Raw genomic sequence first — 14,306 nt, 5'->3', positions numbered from 1 at the left:
TTGTTGCCAAGTTTCCGGTTTTTTTTGATCTTTTTTTCGGTGCCAGTACCGGGATCAGCTAGGGGATCAGTATCCGGAATTATCTTCTTCATCTTCACCATCAAAAGAGCGGGCGAGGAAAAACAGGCCGGGCAGGGCGATGTAAAGCGTAAGCAGTACAAGTGACAAGCTGGAGAAGTGATAAGAGAAGAGTGGACGGTCGATAAAAATCAGGTAGCTGAGCAGAAGGGCATAGACAGCGGCAAGAATACCACTTGCCATCGGAGAAATCCGTTCACTGATCCAGACGGATATTCCGACGTGGGGGAAGAGAAGATAAAGCAGTCCTTCGAATATCTGTTGTCTGCTGGTCATGAGGGTCCGTTGTTCTTGCCCGGTAAAATATGGATCGAGGAATGTTGGCCGGGTAGGGGCAAAGCTGTCAAGAAAACAGAAGCCGGCAGTCTGGCCTGAGCGGATATCCTGTTTCTGATACTTTGTTTCCAAGGAAAATAAAATTTATTCTTTTTCTGGATCAATGTGCAAAACGCATATGAAAATGCGGGATAAGTATATCAAGTCTCCGGCTCGACTTTATAATACCAGCAATCCATTTTGCTCTTCTTTTCACATACTTTTTCCAGGGTCATTTGGCCAATTTCAGTTTGAGAGATCGCCTGACACTTATCTCCCTTTTTTGTGCAGATCAGCTCTGGAGCTGTTGCCGGAGGAGAAAGGGGAGAGGAGGCGCTGGCGGCCCGGTTATCTTTTTTAAAGGTTGATCCGCTGTTGCCGTCAGGACTGCTGTTCCCGTAAGAGCGGATTTGCATATTGTCCGTGGTCTTGATTGCAAAGTGGGTACCCACGACTGTTCCGACCTGCTCCAGAGGCGTCAGGCAGCCGACCAGAAAAGTGGCCGGAAATAAAACAAATATCTTCCATACAGACATAAACAGACTCCTTAATCTCGCTCCCAGAATGAAAGGGGGGGAGAGAAGAGTCATTTATCCAGCATAAGGAGTGATCGTAATGCCCAAGGGATCAAGTCGGGGAGCAAGAGGAACCGGGAGCCATAACAATCAAGGTAACAGAGATTTGGAGGGGCGGGCAGGTCGGGGCGGAAGTGACGCCACAGGTAACGGGCGGAGTGATGCTGGTAATGGCGGTTCTGATACTTCCAGCCATAACCGCAGTATCGCAACCAGAGAGCTGAACAAGCCACCAAGCCAGAGAACAAGAACGAGAACAGCGGTAACCCAGGCCGTTCTTTCCTCACTTGAAGATTATCTGGATGAGAAGGACGTGGCCCTCAATGGAATTTCACGCGTTCCAAATGTGAGGGGCGGCGGCTTTAAAACCGAAGCCGAAGCCTATAGTCCCGAGCAGCTTGATGCGATGGGAAAGGCGCGAGGGTATGACACAATTACAGAAAACTCGCGTCGGGCTATCGCAAAACACCGGAGCCCGTTTGCGGCCTTTATGCACAGGTTTGGGTCATTTTTTATGCCCGGTGTGGATTCACACCTGAGCCTTGATCCCAAAACAGGTGAACTGGCCAGTGTTGATCAATTTGACGCCGTTGGTCTTGGCCTTGGATTGGTCGGGGGCAGGGGGGCGCCAGCCGCGAGCCAGTTAGCAAGATACGGCTATCGTGCGTTGAACGAATTTGGTGTCCAAGCACCAACCAACAGCTCGACCAGGGCTCATTCCAATTTCAGAAATGGCCAACAGGTATCCGGGATAAAGTCGGGTTATGGGGCTGCAGGACTTCCAGGACCTTCTGGTCTTGGTTCGGGTTCGGGTTTGGGCACTGGCCTGGGTGGCGGGATTCGGGAGAGGCAGGATGATAATCATGGGAATTTTGAGCCTGCCAAGTCGCTGTATGAAAGGGCTACAGAAACGCTTTATCCTTATGCGCTTAAGGAAGAAGACAAGCCGCAGTTTGGCGTGGGGGTTACTTTTGTACCGTCGGGCGTACGCAGGGCGCCAAAACTGTCCAATTTTAACAGCCGACGGGCTAGGTTTGATAAAGGCTGAATGCTTTTATGCCGTTTCAGGGGGAAGCTGTGTCTCAGGCCAGTGTAATATTAAGCAATTGTTAAAGCTTGTGTCAAAAGGGGTATCTGCTGAATTAACTGTTGCGCAGCTTCCTAATTTGGCTAGGATGCGCCCACGACTGATTGATTGTACCTGAGCGCCGTGAGGTCCCTGTGACCGAAGCGGCGCTTTTGGTTTTTGGGGTTGTTAATCAAGGCAGCAGGCGAGATGTTGCTGAAAGCTATTTGATAAGGCGGCCTGTGGCGGAGCCAATAACGCCGCCGACCAGGGCAAGGATCAAGGTACTCAATCCATAATCGCCGCCAATAAACTCAATTGTAAACCAACTGAGGGCCAGGGCGAAAGCTGCACCGAGAACGGCCCCGGCAAAGCTGGCAAGAAGTTTTCTCAGAAATCTCTTTGAAGAGGTTTCTGGATCAGCGTCTATGTCTCTTTGGTCCCTGGCATTGCCTGTACCGGCCTTGCGGATTTTGTGGTCGTCTGCATTGGCGGGTTTGGAACTCATGTCAGAGCTGGGCATTAATTTCTCTGTGAACTTCTCTGCAGGCTTCAGATGAAAAGAAGCCCGGGTATAGGCAAGTGAGGAAGCGGGGGCACTGCCAGAAGATGAAATTTGTTTGGTCGGTGTGGTCATAATCTCATCTGGAGTAAGCTTTACGCTTGTCCAAAGACATGGTGTGTCTTTAAGGTTGTATGAAATTTTGATCTAGTAACTGATATATGTCAAGAAATTGAATTGTAAATATATTTGATTTATTTTTATCAACAATCAAGGGTTTAGTGTTTTTAAGAAATCCTGAGCAGGTCAAAAAGCTTGATGCCGGGTACTTTTGTCGGGTTTCAGGCTTGTTCAGTGCCCAAGCCCAAGGGCAAGTCCGATCAATAGAAAACGCCCGATCTGAAAGCCGCCATCTATGAGCCAGAGTCGCAGACTGCGCCCGGCAAAAAGATAGTTTACACCGATGGAGGAACAGATCAGAGCGCCGCCACAAAGTAAAGAGAGGATAAGGCTGTCCCAAAGCTGGGGCGCGGGGCCCAAAAGAACAGCGAGAGCTGTCGCCGCGAGCAGGGTTAGGAGAAAGCCACTGGCAAAAACGACTGGTCCGGGGCTGAGCTTGTCGTTCAGGTTCGCGGCAAGTGACCAGCTGCGCAGGAACAGAAGTGGTGAGTACCAGAGCGCGCCAAAAGCATAAGCCGCCAAGGTTCCGGTCAAAACGGCAAACCAGTTGATTTCCGAAAGCAGCTCTACTGACAGTATATTGACCGACATGCTCTTCCTCTTTTCTTTTATCTCTTCCTTTGGTACGGAGGTATATCCTTTCCCGTGATCTGGCGATGTTATCCTGACAGAGCGAAAAACTCGACAGTTTTGTTCGGGGTCGCGTTGCGGGCTATAACAGCTAGAAACGGTAAGGAAGTTTGGTTGGGGGCGAGGTGTTTGTCTGAAAACCCTGATTTACCCGAGCAAGTCTAGGGCCTGTAGGCTGTGAGTATCATGCTTTCGGCAAAAGGCTGGTCGTCTGTGATGGTCAGCTCTTGCCCCGGGCCGGGGCTGTAGCCGAGCAGGGACAGCTGTTCGGGATCCAGGCTGAGAGTATAGCTTCCGTAGGGAATGCGGTTGAGGAAAAAGAAGCCGTCATAGGCTGTGATACTCTCGGCAACAAGAGTGCCATTGCTGTCATGAAGCCTTATGTTGATACCAGCACCGGGTTCTGTGCCGGAAGGTAGGTCCGTAGGGCCCCCGGAGTTATCAAGGCCAGGAGATCCCAGGTTCTTCGGGGCATCGCCAGGGCGCGCAGTCGGGTCATAGGACGGCAGGATCTCTGTGATATTGGGAATTGTTGCTGGCCCGGCAGCGGTCTCGAGGGGAGGGCGTTCTGTATCGGCCAGAAGAACCGTACCATCAATCTCGCCAGTCATAATAACGGGAAACTGGAGTGACGTTGTGGTGCCAGGGCGCATGACCAGTTCACGTGTCGGTTGGGCCGACATCCAGAAGGGGTCCTCTAGTGTGGCTTCGTTGAGGGCAATATCAACCGCTTTGTAAGGTTGCAGCCCGACAACAAAGGCAGATCCTTCTGGATCTGTTATGGTGCCCCGGGGAAGATGCGAGCCTTTGAAACCAGCATTCTCGATGGCCTCGTCGCCGGGGCCGAAGAGGCCATCGTTATCACGATCGAGAAAAACATGGGCGCTGACAGCGCTTTGCCGGGCAAAGGGTCTGCCGCGAACTTCGATCGTATCATCGGCGGGGTTGTGGCCAAAGCTGAAGGACAGACCGAGGCGGGCGCCGTAGTCTCCCTTGCTGTCAGCATCGACATTGAGGCCAAGATAAAAATTTTCATACTGCCGATTCAATCCGAGGCTGGCTGTTGTGATGCTTTCCCCGCCACGGGAATGACGCAGTCCGGCCCGGGCCCCCATATCCTGATTGATCCGCCAGTCCGTGGTAAAGGCCGCCAGAGTGAACTGTTGGGCTGGCGCGACGTCAAACCCGAGTTCGCCGCGCAGGCGGAAGTCGTCAACCAAAGTGCTGACCAGCAGGCGGGCATCGCTTTGAGTTTCCTGATCGCGGGATAACCGGGTACTGGAGGAAAGGGCGAGGTTCAGGGGGCGCACAACAGTTGAGATGCGATTGAAAATATTGGTCTGCCAATTGCCATCTTCCCCTGTCTCATGAGTGATGGAGGCCGAAACCGGTTGATGACCCAGCCCGAGATCGGGAAGGTGACCATTGATCCTTGCCGTGGACCTGCTGCGAAGATGATTGTCGGCAGACCCGCTTCCCGATTGTTCCGAATGGAAATCCTGATACCAGACCTGTTCACCAAAAAGCGACCAGGACCCGACCTGTGTCTGGACCCGCCCGCCAATGGCCAGGCCTCCGGTATCATCAATTGCCAGATCCAGATTGCCGAGGGTGCCGAAGAGCGTGGTCTGCGCCCCGGTGGAGAAATACTGATGCCGTTCTCCATCTACAGAAAGCGAGGCAAGGCCCGCCGAGACCGAAAGCGTTTCGCCCAAGCCGTGTTCAGCTTGAAAGATAAAGCGATTTTCGCCGTCGTCTGTTTTGCTGTTCTGCTGATCGTCAAAAGAAATCAGATCGCGATTGGCCTGGTTAAAGGCAAGGCGAAAGGAAGTTCGATCCGGTTCAGCCAGTTCCGGCGAAACAAAGTAACGTTCATATTCTTCACGTTTCTGCCCTTGGGGGCCAAAGAACACCAGACGAAATTCATTGAAACCGGAAAGGGTTGGCAGATTGGCGAATTCATACCTGCCATTGCCGATGTCCTGGTCGGTCTGGAAATCAAGCAGCTCGCCGTTGCGATAAACTTCGACCTCCCAGCCGACCGGAAGTTCCCCGCGGAGGGTGACACGGTTGGTCTGTTCCAGTCGATCAAGGTCGAAAGATGAAATCTCAAACCCCCGGCCCACGGCATTCTGGGCAACCAGGGGCAAGTCGGGGGTTGATACGTCGCCGATAGCAAAGGAGCGGGCATCCAGGGGACCCAGCAGTCCGCCACTCAGAGATCGTCGGCCCATGCGCAGACGCATGTTCGGATTTTCAAGATCGGTACTGGCGACGGTGGTTGCCTCGCTGTCGAGCCCGGCGAAGATCCCGGCGACAGTTGTGGTCTGGCGGGCTTGCCCCTGTCGCTCGTTTGCTGTGTTTCGTCCCGAGATCTGGATACTGGTATCGACGAAAGGCCATTCGAACCAGTCGTTTTCCGGCTCAATCCGCTGCAGCTTTTTGATCTCGTGCAGATCTGTCAGGTGGGCACGGCGGATCTCGCGGGCGATGCGTTCCTGAAGTGGCAGGGGCTCGAGGGGGCGGATGGCGATCTGAAGTTCCTGAAACCGCACTTCGAGTAGAAGCGGAAACCAGCTTTCCAGTTCTGACAGAGATACATAAAGGTCATCGGGATGCCGTTCTACCCGCCCGGGCGTGATCGGGCGGATACGGCCTTGGATGGTGACCTGGCCAGCCTGAAGATCGAGAGAGAAGGCCCGGTCATCATTGAGAAACCAGCCTGAAGCCGTGCCGCTTTCCGGATCTACTGTGATGGGGAATTCCAGCTCTTCCAAAAAAGAACCAAGCGGGACAAAGGCTTCCCGGCCATCATAGAAAATTAGAAAGGCATCGCTCAGGGCATAGCGTTCAAGCTGCAGGCCAAAAACAAATATCTCGTCGTCAGGGCGTTCTGACCAGGTCAATTCCCCGGGTAAGGGGAGAGGGAAAACTTCCTGCTCGAGATCAGAAGAGGGAGCGGGAGGAGGTGTTCCTGGTGATTGTGCGGTCTGAAGTGTCTCGGAGGACTGGGCTTTAGTCTTTTGGAGTTTTGATTTTACAAATGCCGGAAGAAGCTTTTCATCCAGATCCCCGGCCTTTGCTGAGAGAGCCAGCGGGCCGAGATGAAGGGTGAAGGCGATTGTCAGCAGAAATATAAGTGGCGGGAAGCGTCGCATGGCCAAAGACCGCTGTCTGGCGTTCTCAGTTGTTCCTAATTGATTATTGCCTTGCCTGTGGCGATGACCGGGGCCTTGTCGTCACCACGGGGGCGGTATTCGATCAGGATATCCTGACCCGGGGCAACAGAGAGTTTATCCTGCTGCAGAGGCATGACTACGTCGCGGTAAGGGGTTGAAAGATAAACTGCAACATTGTTCAGGCGGCCAACTTCGGTGCGACCAGCCAGAGCAACAAGGTCGCCACGCAGGGACTGTTTGCCGGATCGGGCGATACGCAGGCTGATATTTTTTTCGCCGTTGTGCTGTGAGGGCTGGATATTGGTCAGCTGCCCCTGGGATTCCAGCTGTCCATGGCGGACCAGAACAGGAATGGTGATGCCGAAGATGGTTTTGATCTCGACAGAAAGTCCGGCCTGGGTTGAGGAACTTGCGGCCTGGGGCAGAGCTTCAGGAACCTGCTGAAACAGGAGGTGGGAACGATATTCCCCCTCGGCCAGTGTTGCCGGGCGGCGATAGAGAATGCGCACGGTCTGGGGTTTGCCCGGCTCCAAAGTGACCTGGCGCGGGGCATAGCGGAAGAGACCTTCGGCAAAACCTTCATCTGCAGCCGGTGTGCCGGTGGGGAAGAGGTTGCCCTGGTCATCCATGCGGTAGTTGATGACCGAGATACGGTAGGTTTCGGGCTTGTCACCGCGATTGGCCAGGGTGAGGACTGTGCTGCGGTTGCGACTGTCGAGTTCAACCAGTTGCGGGGTGACAACCAGCCCACCAGCAGCCTGAGGCGAAGAAGCGGGGATGAGCGAGGAGAGTAAAGAGAAGGAGAGGGAAAGTAAAAAAAACAATTTTACTTTAAAATTTTCTCTATTGCAGAGCTCTTTTCGAATTGATGTCGAGTTGTTGTGATCTGCTGCAATGATATCAGAATTGTTTTTCATCTTACTTCCCCCCGGAAGATAGCATCTGTAAAACCGGCAGCGGCTCCGTAAAGGAGCCGCCATCGAAGTTTTGGTCTAGTAGTTCACTGTTACGGTATAGGTTCCGGCATAGGCACCAGACGCCTGTGCGGCGTTGACAACCAGATCCCCGCCAACGTTGAAGGCAAGATCCCCAGAACCGTCTGTGGTTGGTGTGCCCCCGGCATCATGGGTAAAGTTGTTCAGGGTCATGGCTGTCCCCGGGCCCGTTAGCGAGCCGTTGGTAAAGCTGATGGTTACAGCTGTACTGGCATCACCGGAAGCGGTGAAGGCACCTGCAGCAGGGGAGCCGGAGAAGGTGTACCCAGCCGGGCCGGAGACAGCACCAGCCGTAGAAATGGTTACAGTTCCCCCGGAGGCATCAACGGCAGTGTTCCCGAAATCCATGGCGGTGTCTTCGGTGATTGAGATGGCCTGCTGGATCTGGGCAGAGGCATTTCCGGTTCCGTCAGCAGCCATGGTGCCTGTTGAAGCGACAACTCCGGTCATAGTAATAACACTATAGGCGATGTATTTTAGTGAATTTTTCAATGTACAGTTCCTTGTTGTTGGTTTGTATACGAAATGAATATTCAACGACAGCGCTAATAACGAGAATGAATTTTTATATTGATTCAATTAATTCTTGGTTAAGTGGGTTTTTTATTTCGAATCTATTTTTTTATACTTTAATTAGGTGTGGTTATGTGTGTTTATCTCCTAATAAGTGCATAAAATATTCTTATGGTTGTTTTTTATAATGAGAAACACTCCTTAAATGAAAAGGCAGGGTGAAAAATAATTTTATTATGAAATCACGATTTATTTTGAAATGAAGTTTTGAGGGGCGAGCTGGCGCAACAAATCTCTGATCAATCACTGATGCTGGTTTGTTTTCCTGCAGCTGTATCTACGCATAGGAAAGCAGAACGGCAGTATTATTTCTGTTCTCTATTTTCCCTCTGGCTGCGCGAGATACTTTTTATTGCTCTTGCCCAGCGGATAAACTCTTTTCCGGATCATTGTGTCTTTTGTTCCAGAGTTTTTTTGCAGGCTGCGCAAGTGCGCGGCCTTTTTTGTTGGAAGGTCTGTCCCGCAATAAAGATGGACAAGTTATATCTTAGGAGAGCCGAAATGGGTTTTGGGTCAACAGAAGGTGGCGGTACAAACGAAGGGTTTGGCGGTTCAGATAGAGGCTTTGGTCGTGAACGCTCAAATGACAGTAGATCGCCCGGTGACAACAGGCCAGAAGACCGGATGAGCAAAGCCGGGAACGGTACATGGGGAACGGCGAGCAAGCAGGCTCCATCTGTTAGCGTTGAGCGTATGAGAGAAATACGTGCGAAAACAAAAAAACATGGATGGAATCCCACACCTGCTCCACCTGACGAATTTACTGGTAGCTGGCAGGAGTGGAGTGATCAATACAATAAAGCTAACGAGCTTGGGAAATATTCAGGTATGAGTGGAACTCCGATGGGATTCCATGAAGTCAGAAAAATGTCACAGATGAAGCCTGTTGCTGCCCAAGCGTATGCTAAAACTGTAGCTAAATATAATCATCCAGTTCGGTCTGCTTTTCATAGTTTTTTATCTAACTTGATTCCTGGGGTGCGTGGAGAATTGACCTATGATAGCTATGGAAATCTAGCAACAGAGAAACGCTTTAATGTTCCTGAGTTCACAGCAGCTTTATTAAGTCCACATTTTATGGGAATTGGGAAAACGACCCCTGCTGGTGTAGTTGCAAAAACAGCCTTGGCTGCGGCTGACATGGCAGGGTATCGCTCCAGGGATCTGGTTGATACACAAAGTATGTCCGATGCACTGGATGAAAGGTCTACTACCCCAGAGCGTTCGAGCGAATACAGGACCCCAGCCAGGCTAATTGAAAAACGCCCCGAGGATATTCTCTATCCCTACACCCTAGAGGTTGAAGATCTGCCTGCGGCACCCGGGGTTTCTTTTGGCAGTACGCCGGTTCGGCGGGCGCCGGCACTGTCGGCCTTGAACAGGCGGCGTGCCGCTTACGGGAGAGTATAGATATGAGTTTGGTGAGCAGCAGGACACCCCAAAAACCTACAGCAGAATGGCGGGAACGGCAAAACAGTCTTGTTGCATCCCGAAACGGATCAGCGTCAAAACCAGTTCAAAACAGGGTAGGGGCAAACTCTCTGACGTCGTTGAGACGAATTGATCGAAGCCCGGAGGAAGTACTTTATCCCCAATACCACCCTGTTGAGGAAAAGAAAGCGCTTTCACCCTATGTGTCATTAGCAGCATCGCCTGTGCAGCGCCTGCGCGGTATGGGGATGCTGAATGTCCGCCGGGCGCTTTATGAACGTGGCGACAATTGAGTGGAAAGGTTTGATAAATGAGTTTTTTGGCTATTTCCTCTGGAGAGGAACCTGTCCGGGAGCAGGGAGAGTTTGTTCGCAAGTCCCTGTCAAATCCGGGATCTGTAAAGAACAGTGGGGGCGGAATTCGTATGGGGCCTTTTACAGCCACGCAAAGAAGGCCAGAACAGGTACTCTATCCACAGTATCGCCCGTTTGAGGAAAAGCCGATACTTTCCCCTTATGCATCATTGGGGCCTTCTCCGGTGCAGCGTTTGCGGGGCATGGGAACCCTAAATGTTCGCCGGGCACTTTATGAGCGAGGAAATATTTAAGTGAGTTTGGCCGGAGTGTTTTGAGTAGATTGTATTGTTCCTTTTTCTCGCTAAACTTGAATAAATTTCTTTTGACGAAACCCGAGAAAATGCTAGTGGTGGCTGGCTCTGGATTGTTGGGTGAGAAACCTGAGCAAAAATAACCATCATGAAATTTCCGGGGGGAAATATGCAGAATATTGATATCACCACCAACAAACTCTTATCTGCTTTTGATAACAGAGAGACCGGGTTCTGGGTCTGGGTCGTCAGTTTTTTGCCGCTGGTACTTATTTCCGGAATTCTTATGGTTGTTGTTGGTGTCGGGTATTTTCTGTCCAATCCTGACGTGTTGAAAAACCCTGCTTTACTGAAAACTCCAGAACTGTTGATGAAAATAGAGGACTTCGACCGGGACGCTACGATCCGGCGCACCCTGACTTATTTTCTTTCGGTTGCGGTCGTTTTTCCCGGAATTTTTGTTGCACTCAAGATGTTCCGGATGAAAGTTTCCAATCTTATCGCACCGGGTGATGTCGTCCAATGGAAAAGCATCTGGGGGTTGGCAGTTACATGTCTGGTGCTGGTTTCGATTTCAGCTTTTATTTTTGGGTGGCTCGACGGGAGTACATTTTCCTTTGAACCCCATGTCGGTTGGGGGTGGGGCGCTGTTCTTGTAATGATCCCGATTGTGGCTGTTCAGGCCATGGCCGAGGAGCTGTTTTTCCGGGGATATCTGCTGCAGCTGGTCGGACGTTTTACCCGTCGCTGGTGGCTTATACTTCTGATTGTTGCCGGGCTTTTCTTTGCCATGCATCTGACCAATCCCCCAGTTGAGGTTTTTGGCTGGTACGCCTATCTGAGTTATGGGCTGGCGTCGTTGCTTTTTACATTTCTGGCTTTGAAAACGGGGCGTCTGGAATATTCCATTGCGCTTCATATAGGCTGGAACTGGTCCATTCTGATATTTGATACCCGGCTAAGTTCTGACATGTATATGGGGATAGGATCTATTATGATGGATTTTGAACCCGGCATTCTTACAGCGGTTCAGAATATTTTTCTGGCGGCGCTGCTCTATTATCTGGGGATGACGTTTTACAGGAAAAATATCTCCAGCGGGTTCAGCGGTTCTATCGAAGCAGTTCCGTCAAGCGGAGAATGAAAGCGCAGATATATATCAAAATATAGGAAATTATTTTCCATGATACTTTGTTTGATCTTTTGACAGGGGCTATATTCGTCCTTGGATAAATGGGTCTGCTGCAAGGTGGTTCCCAAGATTGTTTAAAACCCTCTCAACCTAACCTTTACCGGTTTTGGGAGGGTTTTTTGTTGCCTGATTTTAACCGGGTCTCCTTGAAAAGAGACAGACTGGAGAGCTTTATGGAACTTGCTGAAAAGGTGATCAACCGCCAGAGCGTGTTGCAGCAGGAGCGGCAGAAGTTCGAGAAGATCTGGAGGGAGACAGCAGAACGTCTTGATCCCTTTGGGTCGGTGCTCGAAGGCTCTATCGGCGATATGTCCAAGATGTACAGCTCGCGTCCCTTGCAGGATCTGGCGCGTTTTGCGGCTGCGATTGAAAGCCTGTTGATCCCGCGCGGGTCGATCTGGCACGGGCTGGAGCCGATGGATGATGAGCTCAAGCAGAACGACGAGGTACAGGTCTGGGCCGAGGCGCAGACCAAAAAGCTTTTTGCTGTACGCTATATGGCGCAGTCCGGTTTTGTCGCCAATACCCAGCGTATGTTCCGCTCACTCGGTTGTTATGGCAATCAGGTAATGATGACAGAGGAAGTGCTGGGGCGCGGCCCCGGTGGAATGGATCTGCCACCGATCCGCTATCGCATGATCCCGATGATTGAATGCTTCCTGGCAACCACGGCCTGGGGGCAGATAGATACTTTCTATCGGGTTTATAAACTGACACTGCGTCAGATGATCCAGGAATTCGGTGAGGAAAACCTGCCGGAATTTCTGAAGGTCCGGATGGACAAGCCAGATATTCTGGAACAGAAATTCGAGATCATACACGCGATTGATACCTCGCTTGCAGACGGGGTGGCAACGCAGTTGCCCTGGCCGTCGGTACATGTGCTTAAAGGGCAGAACCATGTGCTGAGACAGTCGGGCTATTACGAATTCCCAATCCATGCCTCGTCCTTTGTCGAAAGCGATGGTCATGCCTATGGCTGGGGACCGGGAATGATGGCGCTGCCGGATATCAAGCAGCTCAACATCATGAACAAGACCACGATCGCCGCAGCGGAACAGGCGGTATCCCCCGCTTTTGCCACAGTGCAGAAGCTCAAGCGTCGTCTGAACCTCAGTGCCGGGGCAATCAATCCAGATCTGATCACAGAAGACGGGCGATTGAAAATTCAGCCGATTGCCACAGGCGTTCGCCCGGATATCGGCGAGCAATTGATTGCCAAGAAGCAGGCGGATATCGGAGCCAATTTTTATGTCGATCTCTGGCAGATCCTGGTCAACAAGCCGGACATGACAGCCTATGAAGCGGCTTTGCGGGCGCAGGAAAAGAGTGAGCTGATCGGCCCGCCTTTTGCCAAGCAGGAGGAAATGCTGGCCTCAATCGTGATGCGTGAAAATGCCATTCTCGAACGGCAGGCCGCCGATGGTATTATTGACCTGCCGCCACGCCCGGAAATACTGCAGGGACGCAAGCTGTCGCTGAAATTCACCAGCCCGATGGCAAAACTGCGCCGGGCTGCCGAGGATGCCGGTATTCAGCGCACCCTGGAAACGGCTGCGCAACAGGCCCAGTTTGATCCGTCTATCATGGATAACTTTGACCATGACCGGATTATCCGGGCGCGGGCCGATATCAATGGTATGCCCGCGGATCTGCTCAACCCGATTGAGCTGGTCGAGGCCCGTCGACAGGCCAGAGCACAGGCTGAACAACAACAGGCCATGGCGGCGCAACAGGCCCAGAGTATTGATATGGCTGGCAAGGCTCTGCCTGTGATGGAAGCGATGGGGGCGGCGGGAATTGATCCGGCTGCACTGGAAGCTGCTGTCGCAGGAGGAGGTGAGCTTGCTTAAGGGCTGGAATTTTTCCCTGAAAAAACAGCATGAGCTGGTTGATGCCTATGCCCGTTTGTTCGCAAGTGCAGACGGACAACTGGTTCTGGCGGATATTCTGGACCAGGCGGCGGCTTTTGAAGCCACGCCACCGGGCGGGCCGTCCGTGTTCAATGATGGCAAGCGGGCCATTGCCTTTGACATTCTCCGCAAGGCTTCGATCAGCGCCGACCTTCGGGCCGAGCTGGCGAAAGCCGCCTATCTCGCACAAGAGGAAGATCAACAGGAATGAGTGATTTTGACGTCTCTAGTTCTTTTGACAACGGACCGGGTATTCCCGGTTCCCCCAGTGGGTCACCTATGACTGCTGATCCCCCAGGTTATCGGCCTGATCGACAGGATGGAGACTATGCTTCCGGTCCCGCCTCACAAGAGAGCGGGATTTTTTATGCCCGATCTCAAGCAGAAGGGGATCAGGAACCGGGAATAGATAGCCACTATCTGAATGATCCAGCTATTGCCGGAGGTGAGCAAAATCCCACAGCCGCAGAAGGTATGAAACCACAGCAAGAAGCCGAAGGCTTTGTCCGGCTGCCGGGGGAAGATGCTTCCCCGGAAGAGGTCGATGCTTTTTATGCCGCGCTCGGGGTGCCGGAAAGCCCGGAAGGCTATGAGCTACAGATCCCGGAAGCTTTGGAGCTTGAAGGGTCGGAAGAGCAATGGGGGCAGTATCGTTCTGCCATCAGCGAGCTTTCCCATGCCCTGGGGCTGTCTCCGCAACAGGCACAGGCCCTGTCTGACCTCGATCTGCAGGCCAAGGCCCAGTCGATGGAAAGCCAACAGGTCGAACGCGAACGATATCTCAAACAACAGGTTGACGACACCATCAGTACCTTGCGGCAGGAGTGGGGTCCCAATCTGGATGCGAATGTCAGAACCGCCAATCGGGCGCTCAGGGCCTTTGGCGGGTCTGAACTGGAAAGTGTGCTGAACGAAGCAGGGGTTCTTAATGATCCCGTGGTTCTGCGCGCTTTTCACAAGGCTGGCCTCTCCCTGGTAGAGGACAGCAGTCCCGGCGGAGCCGGTGCAACCCGACGCAACAGATCTGCTGCGGAAATTCTCTACCCATCATCTACTAAGGAAGGCTGAAA

General features: G+C 52.2%; 15 protein-coding genes. 8 read left to right on the top strand and 7 right to left on the bottom strand.

What is annotated here, in order from left to right:
• Positions 1–66 precede the first annotated feature (66 nt).
• Entirely contained in the window at positions 67–354 is a 288-nt protein-coding gene (locus B152_RS0104775) for a hypothetical protein (protein WP_157230840.1), read from the bottom strand.
• A gap of 200 nt (positions 355–554) precedes the next feature.
• Positions 555–929: a hypothetical protein gene (locus tag B152_RS0104770; RefSeq protein ID WP_020591249.1), complete on the bottom strand. Its 375-nt coding sequence runs from the start codon at positions 927–929 to the stop codon at positions 555–557.
• A gap of 79 nt (positions 930–1,008) precedes the next feature.
• On the opposite strand from B152_RS0104770, the gene B152_RS0104765 reads away from it, so the two are divergent.
• Positions 1,009–2,016, top strand: a complete 1,008-nt coding sequence (locus B152_RS0104765; protein WP_020591248.1) for a hypothetical protein — start codon at positions 1,009–1,011, stop codon at positions 2,014–2,016.
• 241 nt (positions 2,017–2,257) lie between these two features.
• Here B152_RS0104765 and B152_RS0104760 read toward each other — a convergent pair whose 3' ends face one another.
• The 5 genes from B152_RS0104760 to B152_RS24965 all read right to left on the bottom strand — a co-directional run bounded on the left by B152_RS0104760 (position 2,258) and on the right by B152_RS24965 (position 8,012).
• A complete protein-coding gene (locus B152_RS0104760) occupies positions 2,258–2,671 on the bottom strand; it encodes a hypothetical protein (RefSeq protein ID WP_020591247.1) in 414 nt (137 codons plus the stop codon).
• 216 nt (positions 2,672–2,887) lie between these two features.
• On the bottom strand, positions 2,888–3,307 hold the full coding sequence (locus tag B152_RS0104755) for a DUF1761 domain-containing protein (protein ID WP_020591246.1): 420 nt from the start codon (positions 3,305–3,307) through the stop codon (positions 2,888–2,890).
• A 200-nt stretch (positions 3,308–3,507) separates the two neighbouring features.
• Entirely contained in the window at positions 3,508–6,504 is a 2,997-nt protein-coding gene (locus tag B152_RS0104750) for a peptidase associated/transthyretin-like domain-containing protein (protein WP_020591245.1), read from the bottom strand.
• Positions 6,505–6,539: 35 nt separating this feature from the next.
• On the bottom strand, positions 6,540–7,442 hold the full coding sequence (locus B152_RS0104745; RefSeq protein WP_020591244.1) for a fimbrial biogenesis chaperone: 903 nt from the start codon (positions 7,440–7,442) through the stop codon (positions 6,540–6,542).
• Between the two features lie 75 nt (positions 7,443–7,517).
• On the bottom strand, positions 7,518–8,012 hold the full coding sequence (locus B152_RS24965; protein ID WP_157230838.1) for a DUF4402 domain-containing protein: 495 nt from the start codon (positions 8,010–8,012) through the stop codon (positions 7,518–7,520).
• Between the two features lie 288 nt (positions 8,013–8,300).
• Here B152_RS24965 and B152_RS0104730 point away from each other — a divergent pair, with 288 nt between their 5' ends.
• From B152_RS0104730 to B152_RS0104700, 7 genes are all read left to right on the top strand, one after another.
• Entirely contained in the window at positions 8,301–9,503 is a 1,203-nt protein-coding gene (locus B152_RS0104730; protein ID WP_157230836.1) for a hypothetical protein, read from the top strand.
• A 2-nt stretch (positions 9,504–9,505) separates the two neighbouring features.
• On the top strand, positions 9,506–9,817 hold the full coding sequence (locus B152_RS25955) for a hypothetical protein (RefSeq protein ID WP_157230834.1): 312 nt from the start codon (positions 9,506–9,508) through the stop codon (positions 9,815–9,817).
• A 17-nt stretch (positions 9,818–9,834) separates the two neighbouring features.
• A complete protein-coding gene (locus tag B152_RS0104720) occupies positions 9,835–10,131 on the top strand; it encodes a hypothetical protein (RefSeq protein ID WP_020591239.1) in 297 nt (98 codons plus the stop codon).
• A gap of 169 nt (positions 10,132–10,300) precedes the next feature.
• Complete coding sequence (locus tag B152_RS0104715; protein ID WP_157230832.1) at positions 10,301–11,275, top strand: CPBP family intramembrane glutamic endopeptidase; 975 nt, start codon at positions 10,301–10,303, stop codon at positions 11,273–11,275.
• A 221-nt stretch (positions 11,276–11,496) separates the two neighbouring features.
• The gene (locus tag B152_RS0104710) at positions 11,497–13,176 is read left to right on the top strand and encodes a portal protein (protein WP_157230830.1); all 1,680 of its coding nucleotides are present in this window, start codon (positions 11,497–11,499) and stop codon (positions 13,174–13,176) included.
• Positions 13,163–13,447 (top strand): Bbp19 family protein, encoded by a 285-nt coding sequence (locus B152_RS0104705; protein WP_157230828.1) that lies wholly within the window; start codon positions 13,163–13,165, stop codon positions 13,445–13,447. The genes B152_RS0104710 and B152_RS0104705 overlap by 14 nt, the downstream gene beginning before the upstream one ends.
• The gene (locus tag B152_RS0104700; RefSeq protein WP_020591235.1) at positions 13,444–14,304 is read left to right on the top strand and encodes a hypothetical protein; all 861 of its coding nucleotides are present in this window, start codon (positions 13,444–13,446) and stop codon (positions 14,302–14,304) included. Before B152_RS0104705 ends, B152_RS0104700 begins: the two co-directional genes overlap by 4 nt.
• Positions 14,305–14,306 lie beyond the last annotated feature (2 nt).

Source organism: Kiloniella laminariae DSM 19542 (assembly GCF_000374005.1).
Taxonomy (GTDB): Bacteria; Pseudomonadota; Alphaproteobacteria; order Kiloniellales; family Kiloniellaceae; genus Kiloniella; species Kiloniella laminariae.
This window is presented reverse-complemented; position numbering and strand designations above follow the sequence as displayed.